A 24,631-nucleotide genomic window follows, 5' to 3' on the forward strand; every position below is an offset into this window, starting at 1 on the left:
GTGCTCCGTTGCGCGGCCGGCGCTTATGGTACGGGATAAGTTTGGACGTCGACCCAGAAAATTAGATGGCCTAAGATTGCGATGGCTCTGCGTAGCCAATTCGTATTCGTAGCAATTGCGTAGCGTTTCACTTTCCACAGCAGCGCGGGTTCGTGCCTCAGGAGAAAGCACAGCGCTCGCCCATCAGCGTAACCTTCAAAGTCGGTAGCTACTACGTTGAGGGACAGGCGACCGTACTTTGCGTACGCCGCGTCAACGGTCAAGTAAAATAATCGCAGATCCGACGCAGACAGTTTGCCCACGATTCGGTAACTGATTGACGATTTTTCTTGGTGGACGATCCGCAGCATGTTCCTAAAAGTACGCGCCCGTCCGGAAAGTTTATGCTTGAATCGCAACCGCTATTATGGCGGTCCTCCGCATCAATTATGCTCTTTTTCACATTTACGCGGCACCTGCGACCGCGCCACATCCCGCAATCATTTAACGACTTGTTGGTAATTTTGCGCGGTCGCAGGTGCAAGGTAAATTAACGACACCACACCGGACGACCGGCAACCCCCGCCAAAAACTGTGAAATCAGCAACCATGTCCCTTATTTCCGTAGAAGACGTAACCCTGGCCCGCCAGCGACTACGCGGCGTCGTGCTGGAAACACCGCTGCAGCGCAGTCACCGCCTGAGTGAGCTTTACGGGGCGGAAATTTACCTTAAGCGGGAGGACTTACAGGAAGTCAGGTCGTACAAAATACGGGGTGCGTACAATAACATGGCGCAGCTGACCCAGGAGCAACGGGACCGGGGAGTTGTTTGCGCCAGCGCGGGTAATCATTCCCAGGGCATGGCGCTAGCTTGCGCGAAAATGGGCGTCCGGGGCACGATTTACATGCCGTCCGTGACGCCGAAACAAAAGATAAACAAAGCGAAAAATTTCGGCCGCGACCTCGTCGACGTCATCCTCGTCGGCGACACGTACGACGACGCTTACGCCGAGGCAGCGAAGGCGGCGGTAGCAAACGGCTGGACTTTCGTGCATCCGTTCGATGACCTCAACACCATTGCCGGCCAGGGCACCGTCGGTTTGGAGATTCTGGACCAAACCACGCGCGCCATCGATAAGCTACTCATGGCCGTCGGCGGCGGCGGGTTGAGCGCGGGCGTGGGTAGTGTATTCGCCCAGTTAAGCCCGGATACGGAGATTATTGGCGTGGAACCGCTGGGTGCACCGTCCATGTACGAAAGCCTGAAGGCCGGTAAAATAATTACCCTGGGTACCATCGACAGCTTCGTGGACGGTGCCGCCGTGCGGACGGTTGGCACCAATAATTTCCCCATTGTCCGCGCGACCATGAAAGAAGTTTTGCTCGTGGAGGAGGGCTTGGTTTGCCAGACGATGCTCGACCTGTACAACGAGGACGGCCTGGTGGCGGAACCCGCCGGTTGCTTGTCCGTCGCGGCCCTGGATCAGTTGGGAGATATTTCGGGCCAAACGATCGTCTGCGTCATCGGTGGGGGCAACAACGACATTGCGCGCACGGCGGAGATTCAGGAGCGGGCGCTGCTTTACGCGGGCCTAAAACATTACTTTATCGTCGAGTTCCCCCAGCGGGCGGGCGCGCTGCGCGACTTTCTCAACCTGCTCGGCCCGGATGATGACATTACGCACTTTGAATACACCAAAAAGCACAACCGTGCCATCGGCCCGGCGCTGGTCGGCGTCCAGCTAGCCAACGCCGGTGCCTACGCGGGGCTCACCGCACGGATGACGGCGGCGGCCATCGGCTTCCGCCCGATCAACGATCAGCCGATGTTATTTGAGATGTTTATTTAAGATTGCTCGCACTTTCCGGCTAACGCGCGCTCCGGGCGTGAAGGCTTGAACGGTATCGTGTTGCATTCGGGCCTGGAGGCCCTCGACCTAAGGCAGCCAGCGGGATAAATCCGTTCGTCTTGCACTTTCCAGCTAACGCGCGCTCCGGGCGTAAAGGCTTGAGCGGTCTCGTGTTGCATTCGGGCCTGGAGGCCCTCGGCCTAAGGCAGCCAGCGTGACAAATCCGTTCGTCTTGCACTTTCCGGCCAACGCACTCTCCGAGCGTGAAGGCTTGAGCTGTCCCGTGTTGCATTCGGGCCGGGAGGCCCTCGGCCTAAGGCAGCCAGCGGGGCAAATCCGTTCGTCTTTCCGCCGCCCACGGTTTACCTTCGCCCGCATGGCATTTGACAACCTGAAACTCATTTCCGCCGGCGCCGGCAGTGGAAAAACTTACCGACTTACCGAAGAACTTTCCGCGCTCCTGACGGCCGGTGACGTAAAGCCATCCGGCATCATCGCCACCACGTTTACCAAGCGGGCGGCGGCGGAATTGCGGGAGCGCGTCCGGGTAAAACTACTCCGGGAGGGCATGTCGCGCGAAGCCAACGAGCTAAAAAACGCGCTGATCGGAACCGTGCACGGGCTGGGCGTAAAGCTGCTGAAGCGGTTTGCCTTCGAGGCCGGCGTTTCGCCACAGGTCGACATCATCGCCGACCAGGACCACCAACGACTGTTCAACCTCAGCATGGCCAGCGCGATCGAGGTCGACGACATCGAGCGCATCGAAGCGCTTTGCGAGCGGTTGTCACTCAGCCGCGACGGCGAGATTTATAACTGGCGGAGAGACGTGCTGCGCCTCGTGGAAGTCCTGCGCGGAAACAACTTCTCCCCCGAAGACATTCAGCGTAGCAAGACGAAAAGCTGGACCTCACTGCAGGCCTTTCTCCCAGAAGTCAACACTAAGGTGACGGACGAGCAATTCCGTAACCGCCTCAAGATCGCGCTGACGGAAACAATTGCCGCGCTGGAAAGCAACGATGCGGACAGCACGAAAACGACGCAGGGCGGCATCAGTATTCTTAAAAGACTTCACTTCACTTTGAAGCGGGGCGACAACCTCCCCTGGGCGGAGCTCGCTACCCTGGCTAACTTCGCAAAGAAAGTTGCCGTGAAGAGCAAGGACCGCATCGCGCTGGTGACCGAAATCGGTGAACTGCACGCCGCCCTGCCCGCCTTCCAGGATGATTTGCGCGATTACATCTACTACACGTTTGATTTTGCCGACCGGGCCATTCGAGAATACGACACTTACAAAAAAGCGCGGGGCCGGATCGACTATACCGACATGGAAGTCCTGGTTCTGGACCTACTCGGCAACCCGATGGTAGAAGCCACGCTCCGGGACGAACTCGACTTACTGATTGTCGATGAGTTTCAGGATACTAGCCCCATTCAGTTGGCACTGTTTCTGAAGTTAAGTAAGCTGGCCAAGAAGAGTATCTGGGTGGGTGACCCCAAGCAATCCATTTACGGGTTTCGCGGCGCGGAGCCCCGGCTGATGAAGGCCGTCATGGACGCCACCGGGCCCATCAAACCCGAAAACATTCAGACGAAGTCGTGGCGCAGCCGGCAGGACATCGTACACGCCTGCAACGCGATTTTCACGAAGGGCTTCCCGGAGATCGCCGAGGAAGCGGTCGTGCTGGAACCGGTTCGTCTCCACGCGGGCAACGAGGAACTGAACAAGGCGGCGGAAAGCCCGGAACTAGCGGAACGGTCCGGCATTATTCACTGGTCCTTCAAGTTGGAGGGCAAAGCGCGCTACAGCAAGGACTGGTTTGCGGACGTAACGGCAAAGGGCGTCGCGGAGATGTTGGCCAATCCCCCTCTCATCATCCCCAAAGACGGTGGCGGGGAACGCCGATTAATCGCCGCGGACATCGCCGTCCTCTGCCGCACGAACTACGAATGTGTCCGCTTCGCCAAGGCGCTGGCTAACCAGGGTATCAACGCCGCCATCGCCCGCACCGGTCTACTCAGCACCGCCGAAGCCACGCTGCTGCTCGCCTGCCTGAAGTACCTCCTGAACAGCAACGATAACCTGGCCGTGGCGGAGATTTTGCTGTTCGGCAGTCGCGAATCGCTTCCGGACATCATTGACCACCGGTTGAATTACCTCGAAGTCGCGCAGTCCGGGGAGAAAACCGGTCACCGCTGGGCGGTGGAGAATAAACTGCTGATCCAGCTAAATGAATTGCGCGAAATCACCGGTGAGTATTCTTCCAACGAATTAATCAACATCCTACTGGAACGGCTCGACCTACGCCGCATCATGGTAGCCTGGGGTGACGGCGAACAACGACTAGCGAACATCGACGAAATGCGCCGGCTGGCCGTGGAGTACGAGGACAACTGCCACCGACAACACCGCGCGGCATCCCTACCGGGCTACTTTCTATACCTCGATGGCCTCAAACGCGGCGACGGCGACAAGCAGGGCGCCGGTGAGCGACCGGACGCCGTCAACATCTTAACCTATCACCGCAGCAAAGGCCTGGAGTGGCCGGCCGTCATCACCATGCAACTCGACCAGAAACCCCGCGCCGACGTGTGGGGCATGGCCGTCGTGCCGGAAACGGAAACGGTCGACCTGGAAGACCCCCTCGCCAACCGGTGGATCAAATACTGGGTGCAGCCCTACGGCCGACTCAGCAGCGGCGTCCCCTGGTTGGATGCGCTGGCCGAAAGCCAGTGGCAGGAAGCGGCTACGGAAAGTGAGTTAGCCGAAGAAACACGGCTGCTGTACGTGGGCATGACGCGGGCCCGTGATTACCTGATTATGCCCACGGCCAAGCCCGGTGCGCCCTGGTTGGACCGGGTCTTTCAGCGGGGTGGCGGTCTGGTTCCCGTCCTCGATCCGGAGTCGAACGACGCGCCATTCAACTGGCGTGGAAATGAGGTCCACAAAGAGCTAAAACGTTGGACGGAGCCCCGGAATATCCCCGGCCAGCCGCTCAGTTACCGGGAAGTTCCGTTCATCGACGGGCCGCGACCGGGGCGACGTGATTACCTTGCGGCGGGTACGGATCTGGCCTGGTTGCTGGATCGTTACGCCGCGCGCACGCTGGCTGGCGGGGAAGTTTACCACACGCTACCGGAGATCGATCCGGAAGTGAACGCGAGGATCTACGGCCAGGCCATCGCCGCTTTCTTAGCGGGTGATATTCCCACATTACCGACGGACCTACGGGAGGAAAGGGCGCAAGAATTGCTGAATAGCTACTTGCCAACGAGCCCGGTGCCCGTCACGAATCTCATCCAGCAGGCGGACGCGTTCGCGGCCTGGACGGCGGGAAAAGGGGCGCGGTCGCCGGTGCAAAGGTCGGAACAGCTGCAAGCAACCATCGACGGCAGACTGATCGACCTGACCGCCGATTGGCTAATTTCTACGCCGGCCGGTAGCATCCTGATTAAGGATGTACACCTGCCACTCAAAACGTTCGAAGAGCAGGATGACCAGCGGAAGCTCTACGGGGCTGAATTGGCCTTACTCGATGAGCTGGTCGGTCAGGTCACCGGGGCTGTACCCCACCACGCCTACTTGCATTTACCACTGGCGGGTAAGCTGTTCGCCCTAAAGTAGTCTAGCTGACGGTCGGTCAGTACCACCGAAAACATCGAACATTTACGGAGAATACGGGCGTTAAGGTAGAAATACAACAACGATGAATTACGTCCAAAAAATCATACTCCCGGTTTTCTTCCTTGCCGGGTTTAGCGTTCTCTCCGCCCAGACCGAGCGGCCGGGGCCCGAACCGACGGCCTACTCGGCGTCCACCACCATCGAAGGAGAAGACCTTCAGCGTTTCGATGCCTCATTCTCGGAGCAGAACGTGGGCTTTTTCCACGTTTACGCCGACCCGGCGGTCGATCCAATGGAAACCTACCTACTGCGTGGTACGGAAATGGACGATACGGCACTGGGTCTGCTGCCCAAAAAGTTCAAAAAGAAAGCGGCGCGCATGGGCGCTACGGTGTACGGCGCGGGTGCCATCCGGGGGATGAACGAAAACATGTATTTGGTGCGCATGGACGGTGACACGGAAGACCGCGTGGAAATGTTTGCCATCCGGGGCCAAAACGTGCGGCACCTAAAAACCCTGGCCGTAATGAAAAAGACGGGTAGCAGAACGAAGCAGGTGGATTCTTACATCACGGACATCGACGGAGACGCGTACCTCGATCTGATCACGGTGACCAAAAAGAGGGACGGTACCATCGGTAAACGCCGGGTTTACGTGCTTGACCGTACCGACCGGGAGTGGGCCAGAACGAAAATGCTCGATGCACCGTGGGACAGCGTGGAACTATTCGACCCAACCATGGAGTAAATCATTTACCCCACACACCAACGCTAAATATGGCCGCTCCGAACCACCGGGGCGGCCATTATTACGCTACTCCTCTTCCCCCCGAATGCCCAGAAACGGACGGAGCTTTTTCCAGAGCTTACGGGAAGGGTCAGATAGTTCGCCTTGTGCCTCCTCACGGAAAGTGCTCAGCACGTCGTACAGGACATTCAGCCGCCCTTCGGTATCAAAGAAGCGGTTGACGACAACCACCTTCTTACTTTCCACCAGGCAGTAGCCGGATTGGAAATGCCCTTTCTCGTACCGCACGGTGTAGCCAAGTTCTTTCGCGAGGGTCTCTACTTTTTTGAGGCTGTTTTTTGTCGGGCTTAACATGACGACGAAGGTATGTAACCCGGGTTGGATTTCGTTAACGCCCGCAGTCGCCCGAGTTAAGGAACGCCAATTCAATAACTGTCCGATTTGCAGCTTGCTATCGCGGCGGTATTCTTCACCATTTGAAAACCACCGTCCCGACTAAGTACGGGATGCTGGTCTTCAAATCGCTCGAATACCACCACCCTAGCGGCGCTTCAATCAGGACAGTTATTAAATCGGCGTTCCTAAAGCCGCCCCTCACTACCTTCGCATCCGATGAGTTTACGTCATTTAATCACTACTTTCCTCTGCTTGCTGCTGGCCGTTCCGGCTGCGGCACAGACCTTCCGCGCGTCCGTGCTCGGCGGTGCTAACTTGAGCCAGGTTGACGGAGACATGCTGTTTGGTTTCAACAGGATTGGAGCGAACGCGGGCCTGAGGGTCGTGGCCGTGCTCAGCGAGCGGTGGCGGGTGGGGCCGGAAATTTTACTGAGCCAACAGGGGGCACGGCAAACGAAAGACTCGTTCAACATCAGCCCCTTCCAGCGCATCAACTTCAGCACGCTGGAGGTGCCACTAATGGTCTACTACAAAGACTGGCGCATCACGGCGGAGGCCGGAGTCAGCTACCAACGAGTGATCGACAGCGAGATTATCAACGGGCGGGGCGTGGACATAACGGCGGATAATCCGTTTAACGAGAACCTGTTTGCCATCAAATTCGGGGTCACGCTTTACGTTACCAAGAATCTAGGCGTCAACTTTCGCTGGTCGAAACACTTGGCGAACATCGCCGAGTTCGACCCGCGGCTGAGCGAGATAACGACCTTTCGGGGCCGGACAATTAGCTTGCGCGCCGTTTATACCTTTGGCCAGGGAGAAATCTTACCGCAACGCCCCGTAACTGAATGACAACCACTCAACTGTTTACCGCTCTGCTCCTGACGGTTTTTCTCTGCACCTGCGACCGCGCCCACTCGGTGGCGCAGGACGAAACTGCCTCCCCGCCTACGGAAGTAACCCCGGAAGTAGTTACTTACGCCTCGCTCCCCTACGATCGCATTAAGTACATCTTTGAGCACGCGACTTATTTGGACGCCACTTTTTATTACCGCGATATTTCCATCAACCAGACTGAGTTGTCACAAATTCAGGCTACGCTCGCTGGCATCAGCCCGGAGCCGCTGGTCATCGCGCCGGGATGCCGGGCCATCGGTCACATTTGGTTCCAAGTGGACGGTGTTAGCGTGGAGGAGGCGGACATTTATTTTCAGGACGAATGCGTGGGGTATGTCTGGTACGAAGGTGGTAAACCTTTCTACGCAAATTCACTGACGGAAGGAGGCGCTAACTTCTACCGCAATATTTTTAAATCCGTAGACAACCGTGCGGGCCAGTAACCACTTATGCAAAACACCGAACGCCGGGGCGTTATCGACCTGGGAACCAACACCTTCCACCTCCTGATCGCGGACGTTAGTGGAAGCGACATCCGGGAAATCTACCGGGAAAGACGGTACGTGAAACTTGCCTCCGAAGGCATCCACAAGATCGGGGCGGCGCCCTACCAGCGCGGCATTGCCGCCCTCCAACATTTTAGTCAAATTCTTAAAGAACACGACTGCACGGACGTCCTCGCTTTCGGAACCGCCGCCCTGCGCACCGCCAGCAACGGACCGGACTTCGCGGCGGAAGCTACCCGGGCGACCGGCATCGCAATTACCCTGATCCCCGGCGACGAGGAAGCCCGGCTGATTACTAAGGGCGTCCTGGCCGCCATCCCACCCCTCAACGACCAGATTCTGGTCATGGACATCGGCGGTGGAAGCACGGAGTTCATCATTGCCGACCACGGCGGCGTACACTTCAGCCAGTCGTTCCCCATCGGCGTCAGCGTGCTGAAGAACGAGTTTCACCGCAGCGAGCCAATTACCTGGGAAGAAACCGTGACGCTGCAAGAACATTTGCGCGGCGTCACCCAGCCACTCACGGATGCGCTCAAAAAATACCCCGCTACCCACCTGGTCGGCGCGGCGGGTACGTTCGACGTTCTGGCTACCGTCCTGACGAATCCCGCATCACCCCCCCACCCCACCAGCCACGAGCTCGAACTGTCCGGCCTGACGGAACTCCGGGAAACAATAACCCGGAGCACGCTTGCGGAACGCGCGTCGATACCGGGCGTGCCGCCAGAGCGGGCGGATATGATCGTGGTGGCGATGATTTTGCTCGATTTTGTTATCCAGTTAGCTGGCATCGAACGCATTACCGTGAGTGATTACGCGATGAAGGAAGGGATTCTGCTCGACCGGGCGGCGGAGTAGCGCCAATCGCGGCTTGTTTAGTTAGTCGGGTGTACACATAGACACCGATGTAGGCTAGTAAAAGCCCCAGAATGGCGCCACCCAAAACGTCTCCGGGCCAGTGCTTCCCAACGTAGACCTGCGCAAAGCAAATCGTCGCGGCCCAGCAGTAGACAATCGTCTTCCAGAGCGGCCTGTCCCGCAAGAACGTGAGGGCCAGAACGCCCGCGAGCGCGAAGTGATTGGTTGCGTGGTTGGAGGGGAAACTAAGTTTACCACCGCACCCGACGAGGTCGCGCACGCGGTCCATCATCAGTGGTTCGGCGCAGGGCCGCAGCCGACCGACGAGGGGCTTGAGCACACTGGCCGCCAACTGGTCGGCCGCGCCGATAACCAAACCGATGCAGGCGAGTAAGTACAGCGTCCTCCGCAGACCGTAAGCTCGGTACAGCAAAAAAGCAACCACCAGGTAGGCCGGCACCCAGGTTACCTTATCCCGGTAAATGGGTAGGAGCCAATCAAAAAAGGGATTGGCTAAATCCTGGTTGATGAATTCAAATAGGGCGTAGTCGAGGCTCATTGGGCCAAAGGTAGCCGACCTTTCCCGAAGGTGGCCTACCTTCGGCCTTCCAAGAAAAAGACTACCCCATGGCCCTCAAAAAATCAATCTCCGGCTTCCGCGGCACCATCGGCGGCAAGGCCGGCGCCAACCTTACCCCCGTCGACATCGTCAGTAACGTGGCCGGCTACGGTGCCTGGCTGCTCGAAACCGGTGCGAAGCCCCTAGTCGTTATCGGCCGCGACGGTCGCCCCTCCGGCCCCATCGTCAAAACCCTCACCGCCGCCACCCTGCAGAGCCTGGGCATCGACGTGATCGACCTGGATTTCGCCACCACGCCCACCGTAGAAGTTGCCGTGAAGCAGCACGACGCGGGCGGCGGCATCATCCTTTCCGCCAGCCACAACCCCAAAGAATACAACGCGTTGAAGCTCCTCAACGGGGAAGGCGAGTTCATTAGCGCGGCCGCGGGTGCCAGGTTGATGGAGATAGCGGAGCTCGGTGACATCGAATACGCCGCCGTGGACGACCTAGGTAAACTCTTACCGGACGGAACGGCCCTACAACACCACATCTCGCTAGTGTTAGCGCACCCACTCGTCGAAGTCGAGGCCATCCGTAAGCAGAACTTTCGCATCGTCCTGGACGCCGTCAACTCGGTGGGTGCCATTGCAATTCCGGCGCTCTGCCGCGAACTGAACGTCGTCTGCGAGGTGATCAACGGAGAGCTGAACGGAGAATTTGCGCACAACCCCGAGCCCTTGCCGGAGAACATGACCCAGCTCATCGAGCGCATGGAAACGAGCGAGGCTAACCTCGGCGTCGCGGTTGACCCCGACGTGGACCGGCTCGCCCTCATCGGCCCCGGCGGTCGTTGGATCGGTGAGGAGTACACGTTGGCGGTCGTGGCGGATTACGTACTGAGCCGGACGCCCGGGCCGGTAGTGAGCAATCTGAGTAGTAGCCGTGTGGTGGCGGACGTCGCTAAATCCTACGGGCACGACTACCACGCCGCGGCGGTGGGGGAAGTGAACGTGGTGGAGAAGATGAAGGCCGTCGGTGCCGTCATCGGTGGGGAGGGGAACGGTGGCATCATCGACCCGGCCCTGCACTACGGGCGCGACTCGCTGATCGGGCTGGCCCTCGTGCTTTCTCACCTAGCGACCTCCGGAAAGACCATCAACGAGCTACGTGATGGCTACCCACACTACGAGATGATTAAGGACAAGAAGGCCGTGGCGGACTCCTACGATTTAAACGCCGCTTTTGTGCGGGTGAAAGCCAAGTTTTCGTCGGTGCCCACCAACGAAGTCGACGGTCTCAAACTCGACTTCCCCGACGGGTGGGTACACCTGCGGGCGTCCAATACCGAGCCAATCGTACGGGTGTACGCGGAAGCACCGTCGGTGGCTCGGGCTAAAGAGTTAGCGGGAGGCGTTATGGCGGAGCTCTAAACCTTGCTGCTTTTCCGATTTACATTGCACCCGCGATAGCTATCGGGGGACCGCGCTCTGATTATTATGCGCCCCGATAGCTATCGAGGTGGGTGAAAAGTTTATTATAGGTAAGGGACGCAAACGTCGGTGGTGAAAAAAGAATGCACCGATGGACTACTGACGAATCAACCAATGGTTGGCGGATGAGCGCCTATCGAGTGTTTCCAAACGTAATAGGTAAGCACCCTTGCTGAGTTCGGCTAGCTCAATAGTAGCGACTCCCCGTACGAAAAACTGGCGCAATAAAATACCCCTTGCATCATAAAGCCTTGCTTCGGCCACTTCTCCCCCCGGTAGCTCGACGGTAATTTTGTTGGAGAAGGGATTGGGGGATACCCGGGTAGCCAAGGCCGGTACAAGTATTGTACTGGTCGTACCGTCCTTACCGTCACAATTTTGATCGATACCGTCCCCAATTACGTCTCCGGCACTCGGATTGATGGTTGGGTCCTTATCGTCACAATCTTCATAATACAGCGCCCCATCCCGGTCCTCGTCCAGAAAAGGGATGACGGTGCTGTGCACCGTATTTGTTACGATCGGTTGGTTGGCATCAAAATATATTGCGGCCGTGTTTTCCAATCGTTCCCGGTCAGGACCTACGGGGTTGGGTAAAACATTAAAACGCACGAAGCCGTGGCTGGCCGGCTCATTCACGTTGCTGTCCGGTAGCATGATGTTTTGAAACAGAAATACTGCGTTTCCGCTGGTATCGACGGTGGCAACGCCCGGGTGGCTCATACTCGTCACGTGGACGCTCGTCCAGTCAAGGCCGGCAGAAAGTTGGTCCTCAATTCGGACGGTAAAGGCCGTGTCGTTTCCTGTATTTTGAAAGCGTATGGTGTAGTTAAGTACTTCCTCTCTCTCGATGGGGTGAATCCCATCCGGGTCGTTCCTAAGCGGGGAGACGGATTTATCATTCGGGTCGTAAGCACAGAACAGAATCGGTCGCTCCAGGGTCTCGGCGATTACGGCAAAGTCGGAGGTAGTCACTTCCGCCCGCAAGTCTACGGGGTTACCGGTGAACATTTCGTTTGGCATCGTAACGAAAACCAGTACTCGATACCTAGCGAGGGGCGGCAGTTCGGGGATAGTCCAACTGACGAGGCTATCGGTATTCTCGTTTGGCTCCGTACCGGTGCTTGCGTAAGTCGCATTACTGGGAAGGCGCAGAGTTAAAGTCGCCCCCGACAAAACATCGCAACCGGTATTGACGGTCTCCAGCCAAACCGGTACGTCCTCCCGGCACCTTAGCCGCCCGGCTGTCAAGTACACGGATGCGGCTAATGCGCCCCCGGAGCTGGTGAAAGCGACATCGCGTTCTACCTCGTCGGAGCCAGCCTCCACGGTAAACGTTGCCGGGGTAAAGATTGCCGAGCTACATTCCGGGGCAGTGACGACCAATGTGTAGCCCTGATCGTCGGTAGCGTAGAAGGCGTAGTACCCGGAAGAATCCGTAAAGGCAATTGCCTCATCGTCCGAACCGATTAGCCTGACGGGGTGGCCCGCTATCTTACGCTCATTTACGTCCATTAAATCATTTCGGTTATCGTCCGCATAAAGACGTCCAAATATTATTCTGCCATCCACAACCTGTAGGTAGTAGGGCTCCGTTCCCTTTTCCGGGTGATTTACGACACCGTACAGAAACCCATCGCCCCGTTTGATGTCGTACGTAAAGGTTTCTAATTCGTCACCGAGGTCCGCGGGTACACCTACCCGTCCGCCAACTCGTTTCTCTACATCATAGAACCCAAGGTAACGCCCCTCCGTCTCTCGATAAATCAACAATGTACCGAACATGTAAGAAGAATATCTGGTGGGGAGCCTAACCAATTCCTCCGTTGCCTCCGTAATGATATTACGTAAATAAAGAACTGTGGTGGTATCATCATCGGACCACAACCCGTAAAGAAATCGATCATCGTCGTACGGTGCTAGCATGTTGACCACTTCCTCCGCCTCGATCTTCTGAAAACTAACTTCGCCCGTCTTCTCAGCGTAAGCAAAACCCTTTCGTTTGCCTTGTTCAGCGGTTATGTAGAGAAGGTCACCTTCCGTGCCGCGAATTGGACTGCTGAACATTGTTAAGTTTCCAGTCCCCAAAAAGGTAGGTGGAATAACCGCGACCATGTCTCGATTACTGGGTAACCAATAATGGCTCGTCGTATCCTCGAAATCGAACCTTTCTTTTTGAGCCTTAAGTAACAGGCCGAACGGCGTGTTGCTCACTAACCTTGACTCAACAAACAGATCGTCCGAAGCATCCAAACTCGAATGCACTTCCGTGCCCGCGGCCGTGCCGTCAGTAAATCCGTACGTGGTCTGAAAGTGATTTCGTTGCGTGGGCCAGTTGAATGTCAGTCGGTTCTCGCTATTCAGAAAACTGACCTGAGGATGATTTCCGATCGTGCTCGTAAAAGTTTCTTCGTAGAGAATAACTTCTTCCGGACCCTCCAGCGTGCGATACCCCAGGGAATAGGTTTGGGTCGACCCGAATACTGGTGTCCGCTTAATAAAATACAGACGGCCCCGGTAGTAGTGCAGTTGGTCATTGTAAGTAACTTCGTCCGTCCGGCGAATAGCGCTGATAAGTTGCAGAAGTTTGAACTTGTCATCGTACACGCGTATCTCCGGCGGAAACCTCGGCAGGCTGAAAATTAAGCGCTCACCATCCTTTCCTACATAGCCGCCCAATCTGCGCGGCAAGTTTACGGGCGTGAGTGTTTTGCCGGCATTACGCAGGGTAAAATCGTTTATGCCACGGTTTGTCCGGGCGAGTAAAATATCATCCAATAATTCGAGCCTCAGATCAAACTGCGGCAGCGTCATACCGAAGATATTCTCTTCGACTTCAACGTCCTCCTGGCCGTGATAGATAGTGTGTAAGGATTCGCTGCGGTTTACCTTTCCCAAATTGATCAGTCGCCCAGGAAAAACCATAACTGAAGGCGGGCCGGGCGGGCTTGCTTTTGTTCCGAAGCCCCGGTACGTGAGTACGGGCTGTGCGCGGGTGTGGTCCACGACCGTGACGAATAAACCCTGACGATCATTTTCGAGGTAGTACAGTAGCCCACCCGTACTGAGGTACCTGCTGTTGGCTTCTGGTCTGTACTGCCCCGCGTTAAGTTTGGCGGCCATGGGCGTGAGTGAGGCGGTGACTAAATCAAGATAGTAAGCATAGTTTTCCGAGTTCACAAACCGTCTTTCTACCAACGAAACCAGGGCAGCGTCACCGTCCTCATATTCATGAAGCAATTCGGATAAGTACACTCTCGTGGGGCTGATGGGTCGCAGGCGAACGTCGGCCCCTTCATCGTACAGGTAAGCGTTTGATTTTCGGTCGGAGTTACCAAACTGGAAGTCTTCAACTATACCTAAATCGAACAGTATCCGGTCTCCGATCTCATACCACTGTCTGATACCAACGTACCCATCGCCGGAACGCCTGCGATATACGGATAATTCTCTTCGCTTATCCCGCCAGTGACGATCATAAGAATGTAGCACGACGCTATCTCCTACGATTCTTACGTGGAAAAATCGGCTACCGGTCAGTGCGCTTTCACCGAGGTTAACGGACCGAGCACCGATACGCTGACCAATGTCCACCTGGGTGGCTGTAGTTTCCGAGCCGTGAACTCGGTAGAAAGCGGTGGTATCCGCAGCACTACTAATTAGGAAGAATAAACTATCGCCAGCAACGTACGAGCCCCCCAAATAACGATCATCGTTGTCGTAGGAAACTGACGTCAGGTTACCACTGGCATCAACGACCTTCACCGCACGGGCGAATACCACGTAGGAAAAGCCTGCGGCGTCATGGACATTCAGCCTGGTCCCATCAAGTCTAGCATCGAGCACTTTTGTTCCGTCCGCCGTTCCGTCGGTAAAAAACAGGCCGCTTGAAGTAAAAATCAGTAGACTTCCATCGGGTCGAACGTGCGTCCGCTCAATCTGCTGTAGCCCGTCGGGGTACGTACCCAGCAAGGTTGACGTTTCGTAAGGCGCGACTGAACTGTACAGATTACTATCGTCCCACCAAATCAGTTTGCCATTGGACAATGGGCCGGCCTCTATTCCTGTCAGTTCAGTCCAACGGACCAGGTCAGCGAACTCATCCGCCACGCGAGTTAGACTTAGGGTATTTTCGTTTAGACTATAAGCTTCCCGTACTCCATTTTCGTAGGTGAGCGTCAAGAACAAGAAATCGCCAGCGCGTCCGGCAAAGGTGTACTCAGCGCGCTCGGGGGCTTCGTGAATAGATTCTACTTTGTCACCGTCATAAAATACGATACTCGCAGGCTTGGGATATTCCTCGAACAGCAGGATGTACCCATCGGCGACGGGATGCTCGCTGATCAAGCCCCCGTAAGCAGATCGGTAGTCAGTATTAGAATCAATTACGTCGATAACGGGTTCCTTACCCTGGCCAAATGCTGAAGCGGCAAAATAAAAAAATAAGAGGAAGATAGCTAAGCGTCCGTCCGTCAGACGGGTAGAGTGGAACCGTAGCATATGTGTGTGTTGGAAATTGTCTGGAAAGAAGCCAAAAGATTATAAATCATTACTTGATTACGAAGGTAGCTGATTTTTTCGGTAGCGGAAAAATTCACCTGGTTGCACATGATCCTTTTGAGTGTGTTGGTTTTACCAGCGCCAAATTCACCAATCTTTCCCATTTTTTTGTCGAGATTCACTTCGAAAATCAATGTAGACTATTCAGAAGAATAGTCAAAAGTGAGCTAGTTGTCCTCCAGGTACAAAAGCCGTGATATTTACAATCAGTACCAAATGGTTAATAAATCAGTTGTGACCTGTCATCAATCAGCACCCGCAGGATCAACCCCGAACTCGGCCGAACGCGCAATCTCAACGTCCTCCCCCACCCAACCCGTGAGGACTTCCCAGTCAACGTAGCCGACGCGATTGGTCCAAAGCGGATTACGGTACTGACTCGCCGTCAAGCCCACGTATTCCCGCCAATCTTCGGTGGCTTGCTCTAGCGAAGTTACTGCCGCCCGCTGATCGCTAATGGCCCCTTTTGCCCGAAAAAGAGCAACGGAATTACTTCCCTCGATTTTGCTGGCGAAATAGTACGCTAGCGCCGCCATCGATCGAATGTCCGTCAGCGTTGCCCGCAGCTCGGTATTATTATCCGGATTCAGATTAGCAAGATTAATCAGCGCGCCATCCGCGTAGCTTCGTAACCGAGCCGCTACTTCCGGGGGAGATCGGCGGCCGGGCTGCGCACCCTGCGCGACGAATTCCGGAACGGATTGGTTTCCGGCCAGGGGGTGTGTCTTCAGGCTAATAAAGCGGTTCACGTCGTGAAAGCCCGTTTCGTTATTAGCCGGCCCCGGTCGACTCTTTACCGCCTCCGGATACCAACGGTAATCGACGTGGCCCCAGTGGAACCCGGTGACGGTCGGGAACACCATGGAAGCTTGTTGCCAGGCGTCGAATAGTTGGGAGGCATTAGTCTGCGGGAAACGTGCCTGAATGATGGCCGTGAGCCGCTCGTTGCTCACCCCGGGGTCGAAACTCATCCGGCCCCAGAGTAGCCAGTGGTACCAGTTTTTGTCAATTTCAAGTCGACCGCTGAGGGCGGGTTCCTTCGTCAAGAAATCCCGGCCCTGTACCCACTGGTCGGAGCCGTAGTAAATCCCTTCGGATACTTCGCGGGGAATGTTTTGCAGGAACTCCCGGACGAAATCCGGCGCACCCCAGCGAAAGTGATAGTTAGAATCATTGCGCAATCCCCACAGCGTCTTCATGCCCGCGATCTCTTTTACGAACTTCGGGTGGTAGTGTTGCTTCGTCGCGCTCATGACGTGCGCCTTGGCGTACTTAAAGCAGAACAAAAAGTCAACGTCCGGATGATCGACCAGCGCTTTAAATTTATCGGCGATGGCCAGGGCGCCGGTCTGGTGCTGGCGGTGGATAAAGGTGATCTTGCGCCCGGGAAATTGCGCGGCGGCATCGAGCACGCCACGAGCGTAGGTGTCGTAAGCCCAATCTTCCTTCGCTTCGGTGGTTTGGCCGGGCATATTTTCGCCGGTCGTGAGGCCGATGCCCGCCAGGTCAGGGTACGTGAGAAAACACTGGGTGACGCTTTTACGGAAGTAGTCGCGGGTGGTTTCATTGTCGATCGCGTCGGTGATGCCGTACTTGCCGGCGGTTCCGTAATCGAAGATGTTCCAGGTGATGAGGTGGAAGTCGATGTTGCGCTCCTTGCCGTAACGCATGACGGTGCGCCAGAAGTCGATCTTCTCGTCGATCGTGATTTCCTTAATGATTTCCGGATTAGCTAGCAGCGTAGAATCGTCCATGCCCCGAGCCTGGAGGGAATAATTCTCTTGCCACTCGGCGGTGGAGCGCTGGACATTATCGAGGGCTACGTCCGGATACTCAGGAACTTTTACGAGGGAGGGGAAGGGGTGAAGGCTCCAGAGGGAGACGTAATTGTAGCGGTGGCGGGCGAGGTTGTCGAGGTATTCCGTCCAAAATTCCATATCCCACACGTGGGCCATGTTTTCCTGGCCGGCGTCGCTGGCGTCGGTGTAGCTGGGGGTACGGACGTCGAGCGGGATGTTGAATTTTACGCCCCGGCGCTTCATGAAAGGTTTTGCTTGGTGGACGTCGAGCGCGGTCAAATCCGCACCGATACGAATCAGTTCGGCTAGCTCCATCCCCCCGTACATGGCACCCGCGGCCGCGCCCCCGGTTACCGTGATCCCGTCCGCAGCCGATTGGATACGGTATCCTTCCCTGGCCAAATTTCCGCCGGCCACCTGCACTCGGAGCGTGATGGGCGACACGGAATCAATCCCAATCAGGGCCGCTTCAATCTCCGCGATTGCGAAAGCTACCTGGGGGGATGTTTCTTCGGTGGATACGGCGGGACGGTCGCTGCAGGCTTGAATAAGTACGACTAAAACTAAGAGGGGAAGGTAGGAGAAACGCATGGTAAACTGTTCTGGCGGTGTGTTCGCCCCGGGTCAGTACGGCGGGCCCGGGGTGATTCTCAATCTACGGTTTAGTACCGACACGCGTCATGAGTAGCCCAAATCTTTGTTACGGATTCCGCCAGGTATTCAATTTCTTAGTCGCTTCCACCTGACTCAGAAATAGTTGGCGCGGTCGCAGGTTCAAGGCGGGTTCCAGGACAGCAGGCCAATGGGGTATTCTCAATGAATTTACGTTCAGATAGCATGGTGCTGGTCCGCTAGCCGGGCGGCAACCCAGTCCGCACTCCTAATGGCCCCGTCCATATATCCAGGAAAATCAGCTGCCGTCTCGCTACCGGCCAGATAGAATTGCCCGTTCCAAATCGGCTGACGGAATACGGCAGCCCCATTATGTTGGTGCGGAGCAACGTAGCCATCGTACGCGACGAACGTGAACGACTCGTCCCGCCACACCGCCTCTTCGTACACAAATCCCGCATCTACGGCCGCGCCGTAGTAGCCACGGAGTTGAGCGAGCATCATATCACGTCTTTGTGCTCGCGTGGCCGCGTGATGAGCGCCGTCCATGAATCCCTTTAGGGCGTATGAATTGTTGGCGGCATCGCTGTGGTCGTACAGCTCGGTCACGGGGCCTTCGTTGGCGAAAACCGTGGCGCCGGGTGCGCCGTCGGCCAGCCAGAAAGGGGCGGGGTAACGGAGGCCTACTTTGATCGAATCCCCCATCCAGGTGTGGGTGCGGCTGGCGGTGGTGGCGAGTTCGGCGGGGAGGGCGGGATCAAATTTCACCGTTTTCATTAGTAACCGGGGCGGCAGGGTGCTTACTACTTTGTTGGCGCGGTAAGTGGTATTAACTGTATCCACCTCAATTAATGGTCCGCTTTTACGGACTGCGACGACCGCTTGTCCCAACGCTATATTTTCCTGCGGGATAGTTGCCAGCAGTGCTCGCACGATCGCATCGGAGCCTCCAGCAACCCGGTAGCTCGGCGCGTCGTTTGCGGGCAGATGAACCAGCTGCGCCGGTTGATCCTTCCGCGGCTGGTAAATGGCCGTTTCTCCGGTATGCTGTGCGGTACGATCCAATTCTAATTCATTGAGCAGTCCGGTCAGTGCGGTGTGTTTTTCACCGAACCAGGTGGCACCTAACTCCAGCGTCGTCCCTTCCTCCGTTCTTGTGGTACGTACCCGGCCGCCGGGTCGGTCGCGGGCTTCGAGGATCAAGTATTTCTCTCCCCGCTTACTGAGTAAACTGGCGAGCCTCAAGCCCGTAAGACCCGCCCCCATGATGATGGTTGGGTACGAGTCCTTTGCGTAGTTTTTACCTTCCATTGATACCCTGATTACCTATTCTCTCCTGAGATTATTCGTAAAATGTTACTTCAGCTTACCCCGGAACGCCAGCGACTCTTGGTTGAGCTTACTGGTTAATTCGCGATCGGTGAGCATTGCCTCCCCCGTCGCGATGGCTAAATCGAGTTGTTCACCGGATAGTTGGTGGATTGCAGGACCTTTTCCAGTCAGCACGTTCTTCCACATATCCTGGGCTACGTGATCGTACACGACCCGTAGAAAACAGTGGTTGAGCACAATCGGAAACCTTCCCGCTTTTGCAGCGGCGGGAAAATCTACGTTGGCCAATTGGCGCAGGCGTTCTTTCTTCTCGTCAGTAGTCATCAATGCTTTGTGGGTTTCGTGTCGTTATTTTGCGGTGCCGTGCAGTTACCTCACGGCTACCCGCATCATAACCACCGACAAGACAATACGTTTGGCCGCCATCATTTCCACCGACATCGACGCCGCCGCCGCCCACCTACGGGCCGGAGATTTAGTGGGCATGCCCACCGAAACTGTGTACGGGTTAGCGGCCAACGCGCTCGACCCCACCGCGACGGCCAATATTTTTGCGGTCAAGGAGCGGCCGGCCTTCGATCCATTGATTATCCACCAGGCCAGCGCGGCCAGGGTGCTGGCTTTCGCCAAAAACATTCCATCAGCTGCGACGAAACTTGCCGCCCTGTTCTGGCCGGGGCCGTTGACGCTGGTACTGGAGAAAACGAGTGTCGTTCCGGATATCGTAACGGCGGGCCTGACGACCGTTGCGCTGCGCGTACCCCAACACCCCAGTGCCCTCGCGTTACTCAAACAGTTGGATTTCCCGGTAGCCGCGCCGAGTGCAAATCCGTTTGGGTTCGTGAGCCCGACGACCGCCCAGCACGTGGCAGACCAGTTAGGCGAGAAGATCCCCTTCATCCTCGACGGCGGGCCCTGCCGGGTGGGACTCGAAAGCACCATCGTGGGTTTTCCCAGCGGCACGCCCACCATCTACCGGAAGGGCGGGATGGCGGTGGAGGATATCGAGCTCGCGCTCGGTTGCCCCGTCAACTTACTTGAACACAGTTCGTCGCGGCCACAGGCGCCGGGGATGTTGAGCCAGCATTACTCGCCGGGCTGCGAACTTTTTCTGTGGGATAATATCGAGCAGGATGCAGCGATCGGCCAGCGAGATGCGGTAGTTCTTTTTGGTGACAGGGGAGCTAAGTATCTCTCTGAGCGGCCGAGAAATAGCTTAAGCATCCACAATCTTTCGCCGGAAGGGAATCTAGTGGAGGCCGCGTCCCGGTTATTTGCCGTGCTGCGGGAAATAAATAAGCGCGGGTACCGGGAGGTATCGGTGGAATTACTGCCCGAGCGGGGGCTGGGCCGCGCTATCAATGACCGGTTACGCCGTGCGGCGGCCCGTGAATAAACAAGGTTTGCTTTGGTAACTTTTAGGGGTCAGCTGCGTTTGGGACAGCGTAAAACCAACCAGATCGATGCCTCGTCTTTTGCTTGCTTCTTGTCTCTGTTTTCTCTGCCTGACCTCCTGTAATTCCGAAGATGCCGAAATCGTCGCCAGCCTGGAAGGGCGGTGGCTGCTCGACAAAGCTTTGCGCAACAACATGGAAACCGAAATGCTCGAGGGGCTCTATTATGAATTTGGCGTTGACAGCACCATCCAGACCAATCTACTCGGCAAGGAGCAAAATGGCACTTACTCGCTCAACGAGCGGTCGATCATCACGCTGGGAGTTGTGCCCAAATTAGACTACAAGATCACTGAAGTGAGTGATTCTACGCTACAGGTGCGTACGGAGCTGCAGGGCTTCCGCTTCGACTTCTTGCTAAAGCGCGCGGACTAACGGAGGAAAAGGTTTTGAATGTCCCCGACGGTTTCAATCTGTGCCATCTCCTGCTCGGTGAGGTAATATTCCAATTTGCTTTCCAGGCCCGCGATGAGGAGTTGCACGTCGACGGGGTCGAGGAACAGGTCATCCTGCAAGCGGATAAAAGAATGAAGGCGGCTACTCGGAACGCGAAGTGCGTCACTGAGGGTGTGCATCAGTTGTGCAGTGCGGGCGGCGGGAACGGAAACGGTGGTGAAGGCCATAATTAATAAGGTGTTTGGTAGGGGTTGCTCATTGCGAATATTCGCTGGAAAGAACGACGTGGAGGGGGTATGCGTTGCCTGCGTGAATAAAATTTAAGTCTTTATTTCAGGGGATAGATGCTGTAGAGACGGGAAGTGTTAGTTCTGTGGTTGGTTTCTTGGTCTGGGGTCTGGGGTCTGGGGTCTGGGGTCTGGGGTCTGGGGTCTGGGGTCTGAGGTCTGCACCAGAGACCATAGACTGTAGACCAGAGACTACAGACCCCCCAAGACTAAAAACCATTTACCCTATCTTTGCGCGCCCTAAAAAAAGCCAAGCCTCTCAAATATGAATAACGAAAAAGGTCTCGAACACTTAGCCCCCCGCAGCTGGAATAGCAACTCGACCGGTGAAAACTCCTGGACGATGTTCAAGGTAATCTCCGAATTCGTCGAAGGTTACGAGGTGATGAATAGCGCCGGCCCCTGTGTTTCTATTTTTGGCTCCGCACGGACTAAGCCGGACCATAAGTACTACCAACTCGCTACGGAAGTCGGGCGGGCACTCGTCCGCGAAGGTTACGGGGTGATCACCGGCGGCGGTCCGGGCATCATGGAGGCGGGTAACAAAGGTGCACACCTGGAAGGCGGTGCAAGCATCGGCCTCAACATCGAACTCCCCTTCGAAGCCAGCGCGAATAAGTATGTTGACCAGGACAAAAACATCAATTTCCGCTACTTCTTCGTGCGTAAGGTCATGTTCGTGAAGTACGCACAGGCGTTCGTTTGCTGCCCCGGTGGGTTCGGTACGTTGGACGAGTTGTTCGAGGTGCTGACGTTAATTCAGACGGGCAAGATCACCAAGGTTCCCGTCATCCTGGTCGGGACAGAGTTCTGGCAGGGTATGAAGGATTGGATTTTCGAGACGATGTCGGAAAAGGAAAAGACGATCAGTCCGAAGGATATGGATTTGATCCCTTTGGTGGATTCACCGGAGGAGGTGTTGCAGATTATTCGGGACTTTTATGATCGGGATGGGCATGTTTTGGAGCCTAATTTTAAGTTGTAGAAGATGCTGGTACGATTTTGTTCCACAATTCTGAAGACTCCAGCCTTCTTTCTCTTTCTGCTTTGGTTGATTCCTTTCGGATTACTACCAGAAATGCAAAATATCCTACGAGACTCGGGTAGGACAGATACACTATTCATTTCTCCAGGCTTCGTTGTAGCAGTGAAATTATTCAGTACCAATCTCATCCTTTTGTGGATTGGCTCAACAGCCATTGCCTTGAATAAGTACAGTAGCCTACGCTCCATCGATAAGTTTGTCTTTGTGTGTTATTTCGCGATACTGTTATTAGTTTTATTGTTTTCTACCCCAGCATTATTTATCATCTTGGGCATCCCTCCGATTACGCTCGGCCTGGACTCTAGCCCTGGTGCCGTGGCTGAGATTTTGAAAACCTTGTTACCTCTTGCTGCCATACTTATGCTCTGGCTATTTATTCGTGCTACTATTGCGATAAGAAAGCATCTGTTTAAAAACAGGTGGTACCATCAGATCACGGTCATCCTGTTCTTTATCTTCTTTCCGATTGGGATATTTATCATAGCTCCCAAGGTTAGGCGGTTCATGCTACGGAAACAAGCGCCCGAGCCTGCCGACCACCTCGTCATTTAAAAGTTGGTAACGGTGGCATTTCACCAATCTGCTAGCTTAATACTCCCCTTCTTTTTCCCAAAAACCCAGCACCCGCGACCGCGCCCAATTTTCCTTACCTTAGCCACCCAAATAAAAACCCCATGACCAAACAAAAATTCCGCCCCGGCGTCCTCCACGGCCAGGAAGTGAGCGACCTATTCCGCTACGCCAACGAAAACAAATTCGCCCTGCCCGCCGTCAACGTGACGAGCAGCAGCACGGTGAACGCGGTGCTCGAAACAGCTAAGAAGCTGAATAGCCCGGTCATCATCCAGTTCTCCAACGGCGGCGCGCAATTTTTCGGCGGCAAAGGACTCGGTAACGACGCGCAAAAAGGCGCCATCCAGGGTGGTCTTTCCGGCGCGATGCACGTCCACGCGATGGCTACGGCCTACGGCGTCCCCGTCATCCTGCACACCGACCACTGCGCCAAAGACCTCCTCCCCTGGATCGACGGACTGCTCGATGCCGGTGAAAAATTTTACGCTAAGCGCGGTATGCCGCTCTACTCCAGCCACATGCTCGACCTCAGCGAAGAGCCCCTGGAGGAGAACCTCGAGATCAGTAGCAAGTACTTCGAGCGCATGAACAAGATCGGGATGACGATCGAGATCGAGCTCGGCGTCACCGGTGGTGAAGAAGACGGTGTAGATAATTCCGGCATCGACTCCAGCAAGCTCTACACCCAGCCCGAAGAAGTATTCGAAAGCTACCAAGCCCTCAGCAAGATCAGCGACCGCTTTACGATCGCCGCCGCCTTCGGCAACGTCCACGGCGTGTACAAGCCCGGCAACGTCGAGCTAACGCCAAAGATTCTGATGAACAGCCAGGTTTACCTGAAGGAGAAACTAAACCTCGACAAGTCGAACCCCATCAACTTTGTCTTCCACGGCGGCTCCGGCTCCAGCCAGGAAGAAATCCGGGAAGCGATTGGTTACGGCGCGGTCAAGATGAACATCGACACCGATCTCCAGTGGGCTTACTGGGATGGCGTTCGCGCTTTCGAGGCGGAAAACAAAGCTTATCTCCAGAGCCAAATCGGTAACCCCGACGGCGAAGAGAAGCCGAACAAGAAATTTTACGACCCGCGTAACTGGGTCCGTAAAGCCGAGCAAAGTTTCTCGACGCGGCTTGAGCGGGCGTTTGAGGATTTGAACTGTGTTGATGTGCTGGGGTAGAAATGACCCCGTCTGTTTTTTAACACAGAAGACACAAAATCACGAAACGCGCACAAATAAAAAAAGCACGGAAAGCGATACGCTTTTCGTGCTTTTGTGTTTGCAAGGGCAATCTATTACGCAAAGGAGGCCAGGTCAGCCCCGCTCCCGCAGCAACCGAAACAACAGCCGTACGGAGCGCACCTTCGGAAATCTATCCGGCTCCCACGTCAGTAGTTCCTTCTCGCCGATGTTGACGACGACGGTCTGTACCAACGGTGAACGAAGCTTTCGCAAGTTCCGCAGGCTAAAGCTTGGCGTACCCACCGCACGGGTGAGTTGGAATAAATCCCAAATCGCCTCCGGTTCGGAGCAACGCACGTTGATGTTGCCGGACGTTTCGTGGGTACGAATCTGCACCAGGCCACCGCTCGGTGCCGCTAGTTTCAGGTTGGCATCGATGCCGACCTTCGCCATTATTTGGTAGACCTGATCTATTTGCAC

20 protein-coding genes are annotated in these 24,631 nt (G+C 55.8%); 11 read left to right on the forward strand and 9 right to left on the reverse strand.

Going from position 1 to position 24,631, the window contains the following annotated elements; translation table 11 throughout:
* Positions 1 to 23: 23 nt before the first annotated feature.
* On the reverse strand, positions 24 to 350 hold the full coding sequence (locus GGR27_RS20515) for a SpoIIAA family protein (protein ID WP_406603633.1): 327 nt from the start codon (positions 348 to 350) through the stop codon (positions 24 to 26).
* Between the two features lie 238 nt (positions 351 to 588).
* On the opposite strand from GGR27_RS20515, the gene ilvA reads away from it, so the two are divergent.
* The 3 genes from ilvA (at position 589) to GGR27_RS02880 (ending at position 6,200) form a co-directional block, all read left to right on the forward strand.
* On the forward strand, positions 589 to 1,830 hold the full coding sequence (gene ilvA, locus GGR27_RS02870) for a threonine ammonia-lyase (RefSeq protein WP_168035873.1): 1,242 nt from the start codon (positions 589 to 591) through the stop codon (positions 1,828 to 1,830).
* 376 nt (positions 1,831 to 2,206) lie between these two features.
* Positions 2,207 to 5,452 carry a UvrD-helicase domain-containing protein gene (locus GGR27_RS02875; RefSeq protein ID WP_168035874.1) on the forward strand — a complete coding sequence of 1,082 codons (3,246 nt, stop codon included), beginning with the start codon at positions 2,207 to 2,209 and terminating at the stop codon, positions 5,450 to 5,452.
* Positions 5,453 to 5,534: 82 nt separating this feature from the next.
* Positions 5,535 to 6,200 (forward strand): hypothetical protein, encoded by a 666-nt coding sequence (locus tag GGR27_RS02880; RefSeq protein ID WP_168035875.1) that lies wholly within the window; start codon positions 5,535 to 5,537, stop codon positions 6,198 to 6,200.
* A gap of 66 nt (positions 6,201 to 6,266) precedes the next feature.
* Here the strand turns inward: GGR27_RS02880 and GGR27_RS02885 are convergent, their stop codons facing one another.
* Positions 6,267 to 6,554: a hypothetical protein gene (locus tag GGR27_RS02885; protein WP_168035876.1), complete on the reverse strand. Its 288-nt coding sequence runs from the start codon at positions 6,552 to 6,554 to the stop codon at positions 6,267 to 6,269.
* Positions 6,555 to 6,812: 258 nt separating this feature from the next.
* Here GGR27_RS02885 and GGR27_RS02890 point away from each other — a divergent pair, with 258 nt between their 5' ends.
* The 3 genes from GGR27_RS02890 to GGR27_RS02900 are packed head-to-tail and all read left to right on the forward strand — an operon-like array spanning position 6,813 to position 8,860.
* Positions 6,813 to 7,448: an outer membrane beta-barrel protein gene (locus GGR27_RS02890; protein WP_168035877.1), complete on the forward strand. Its 636-nt coding sequence runs from the start codon at positions 6,813 to 6,815 to the stop codon at positions 7,446 to 7,448.
* Positions 7,445 to 7,936, forward strand: a complete 492-nt coding sequence (locus GGR27_RS02895; RefSeq protein WP_168035878.1) for a hypothetical protein — start codon at positions 7,445 to 7,447, stop codon at positions 7,934 to 7,936. The genes GGR27_RS02890 and GGR27_RS02895 overlap by 4 nt, the downstream gene beginning before the upstream one ends.
* Positions 7,937 to 7,942: 6 nt before the next feature.
* Entirely contained in the window at positions 7,943 to 8,860 is a 918-nt protein-coding gene (locus GGR27_RS02900; protein ID WP_168035879.1) for a Ppx/GppA phosphatase family protein, read from the forward strand.
* On the opposite strand, the gene GGR27_RS02905 is transcribed toward GGR27_RS02900, so the two are convergent.
* Positions 8,802 to 9,419 (reverse strand): phosphatase PAP2 family protein, encoded by a 618-nt coding sequence (locus GGR27_RS02905; protein WP_168035880.1) that lies wholly within the window; start codon positions 9,417 to 9,419, stop codon positions 8,802 to 8,804. The two genes, GGR27_RS02900 and GGR27_RS02905, sit on opposite strands and share 59 nt — an antisense overlap.
* A gap of 68 nt (positions 9,420 to 9,487) precedes the next feature.
* Between GGR27_RS02905 and glmM the strand changes: the two genes are divergently transcribed.
* On the forward strand, positions 9,488 to 10,852 hold the full coding sequence (gene glmM / locus GGR27_RS02910) for a phosphoglucosamine mutase (RefSeq protein ID WP_168035881.1): 1,365 nt from the start codon (positions 9,488 to 9,490) through the stop codon (positions 10,850 to 10,852).
* Positions 10,853 to 11,008: 156 nt separating this feature from the next.
* Here glmM and GGR27_RS02915 read toward each other — a convergent pair whose 3' ends face one another.
* From GGR27_RS02915 to GGR27_RS02930, 4 genes are all read right to left on the reverse strand, one after another.
* Positions 11,009 to 15,412, reverse strand: coding sequence for a DUF7619 domain-containing protein (locus tag GGR27_RS02915; RefSeq protein ID WP_168035882.1), 4,404 nt, complete (start codon positions 15,410 to 15,412; stop codon positions 11,009 to 11,011).
* Between the two features lie 305 nt (positions 15,413 to 15,717).
* Positions 15,718 to 17,862, reverse strand: a complete 2,145-nt coding sequence (locus GGR27_RS02920; protein ID WP_168035883.1) for a carbohydrate-binding family 6 protein — start codon at positions 17,860 to 17,862, stop codon at positions 15,718 to 15,720.
* Positions 17,863 to 18,099: 237 nt separating this feature from the next.
* Positions 18,100 to 19,194, reverse strand: a complete 1,095-nt coding sequence (locus GGR27_RS02925; RefSeq protein ID WP_168035884.1) for a flavin monoamine oxidase family protein — start codon at positions 19,192 to 19,194, stop codon at positions 18,100 to 18,102.
* Between the two features lie 45 nt (positions 19,195 to 19,239).
* Positions 19,240 to 19,539 (reverse strand): hypothetical protein, encoded by a 300-nt coding sequence (locus GGR27_RS02930; RefSeq protein ID WP_168035885.1) that lies wholly within the window; start codon positions 19,537 to 19,539, stop codon positions 19,240 to 19,242.
* A gap of 91 nt (positions 19,540 to 19,630) precedes the next feature.
* Here GGR27_RS02930 and GGR27_RS02935 point away from each other — a divergent pair, with 91 nt between their 5' ends.
* A complete protein-coding gene (locus tag GGR27_RS02935) occupies positions 19,631 to 20,611 on the forward strand; it encodes an L-threonylcarbamoyladenylate synthase (RefSeq protein ID WP_168035886.1) in 981 nt (326 codons plus the stop codon).
* Between the two features lie 67 nt (positions 20,612 to 20,678).
* Positions 20,679 to 21,044, forward strand: a complete 366-nt coding sequence (locus GGR27_RS02940) for a hypothetical protein (protein WP_168035887.1) — start codon at positions 20,679 to 20,681, stop codon at positions 21,042 to 21,044.
* On the opposite strand, the gene GGR27_RS02945 is transcribed toward GGR27_RS02940, so the two are convergent.
* Entirely contained in the window at positions 21,041 to 21,292 is a 252-nt protein-coding gene (locus GGR27_RS02945) for an acyl carrier protein (RefSeq protein WP_168035888.1), read from the reverse strand. The two genes, GGR27_RS02940 and GGR27_RS02945, sit on opposite strands and share 4 nt — an antisense overlap.
* Positions 21,293 to 21,617: 325 nt before the next feature.
* On the opposite strand from GGR27_RS02945, the gene GGR27_RS02950 reads away from it, so the two are divergent.
* Both GGR27_RS02950 and fbaA read left to right on the forward strand, forming a co-directional pair.
* Positions 21,618 to 22,337: an LOG family protein gene (locus GGR27_RS02950; RefSeq protein WP_168035889.1), complete on the forward strand. Its 720-nt coding sequence runs from the start codon at positions 21,618 to 21,620 to the stop codon at positions 22,335 to 22,337.
* A 734-nt stretch (positions 22,338 to 23,071) separates the two neighbouring features.
* Positions 23,072 to 24,148, forward strand: a complete 1,077-nt coding sequence (gene fbaA / locus GGR27_RS02955) for a class II fructose-bisphosphate aldolase (protein WP_168035890.1) — start codon at positions 23,072 to 23,074, stop codon at positions 24,146 to 24,148.
* Positions 24,149 to 24,283: 135 nt separating this feature from the next.
* Here the strand turns inward: fbaA and GGR27_RS02960 are convergent, their stop codons facing one another.
* Entirely contained in the window at positions 24,284 to 24,631 is a 348-nt protein-coding gene (locus tag GGR27_RS02960) for a hypothetical protein (RefSeq protein ID WP_168035891.1), read from the reverse strand.

This window comes from Neolewinella antarctica (assembly GCF_011927835.1).
Taxonomy (GTDB): Bacteria; Bacteroidota; Bacteroidia; order Chitinophagales; family Saprospiraceae; genus Neolewinella; species Neolewinella antarctica.

Coding starts and splice junctions, on each gene's coding strand:
- GGR27_RS02880 (WP_168035875.1), top strand. CDS start 5,535: ATGAATTACGTCCAAAAAATCATACTCCCGGTTTTCTTCCTTGCCGGG.
- GGR27_RS02950 (WP_168035889.1), top strand. CDS start 21,618: ATGAATAACGAAAAAGGTCTCGAACACTTAGCCCCCCGCAGCTGGAAT.
- GGR27_RS02905 (WP_168035880.1), bottom strand. CDS start 9,419: ATGAGCCTCGACTACGCCCTATTTGAATTCATCAACCAGGATTTAGCC.
- GGR27_RS20515 (WP_406603633.1), bottom strand. CDS start 350: ATGCTGCGGATCGTCCACCAAGAAAAATCGTCAATCAGTTACCGAATC.
- GGR27_RS02885 (WP_168035876.1), bottom strand. CDS start 6,554: ATGTTAAGCCCGACAAAAAACAGCCTCAAAAAAGTAGAGACCCTCGCG.
- glmM (WP_168035881.1), top strand. CDS start 9,488: ATGGCCCTCAAAAAATCAATCTCCGGCTTCCGCGGCACCATCGGCGGC.
- GGR27_RS02945 (WP_168035888.1), bottom strand. CDS start 21,292: ATGGCCTTCACCACCGTTTCCGTTCCCGCCGCCCGCACTGCACAACTG.
- GGR27_RS02930 (WP_168035885.1), bottom strand. CDS start 19,539: ATGACTACTGACGAGAAGAAAGAACGCCTGCGCCAATTGGCCAACGTA.
- GGR27_RS02940 (WP_168035887.1), top strand. CDS start 20,679: ATGCCTCGTCTTTTGCTTGCTTCTTGTCTCTGTTTTCTCTGCCTGACC.
- GGR27_RS02875 (WP_168035874.1), top strand. CDS start 2,207: ATGGCATTTGACAACCTGAAACTCATTTCCGCCGGCGCCGGCAGTGGA.
- GGR27_RS02915 (WP_168035882.1), bottom strand. CDS start 15,412: ATGCTACGGTTCCACTCTACCCGTCTGACGGACGGACGCTTAGCTATC.
- GGR27_RS02890 (WP_168035877.1), top strand. CDS start 6,813: ATGAGTTTACGTCATTTAATCACTACTTTCCTCTGCTTGCTGCTGGCC.
- GGR27_RS02900 (WP_168035879.1), top strand. CDS start 7,943: ATGCAAAACACCGAACGCCGGGGCGTTATCGACCTGGGAACCAACACC.
- ilvA (WP_168035873.1), top strand. CDS start 589: ATGTCCCTTATTTCCGTAGAAGACGTAACCCTGGCCCGCCAGCGACTA.
- GGR27_RS02925 (WP_168035884.1), bottom strand. CDS start 19,194: ATGGAAGGTAAAAACTACGCAAAGGACTCGTACCCAACCATCATCATG.
- GGR27_RS02920 (WP_168035883.1), bottom strand. CDS start 17,862: ATGCGTTTCTCCTACCTTCCCCTCTTAGTTTTAGTCGTACTTATTCAA.
- fbaA (WP_168035890.1), top strand. CDS start 23,072: ATGACCAAACAAAAATTCCGCCCCGGCGTCCTCCACGGCCAGGAAGTG.
- GGR27_RS02895 (WP_168035878.1), top strand. CDS start 7,445: ATGACAACCACTCAACTGTTTACCGCTCTGCTCCTGACGGTTTTTCTC.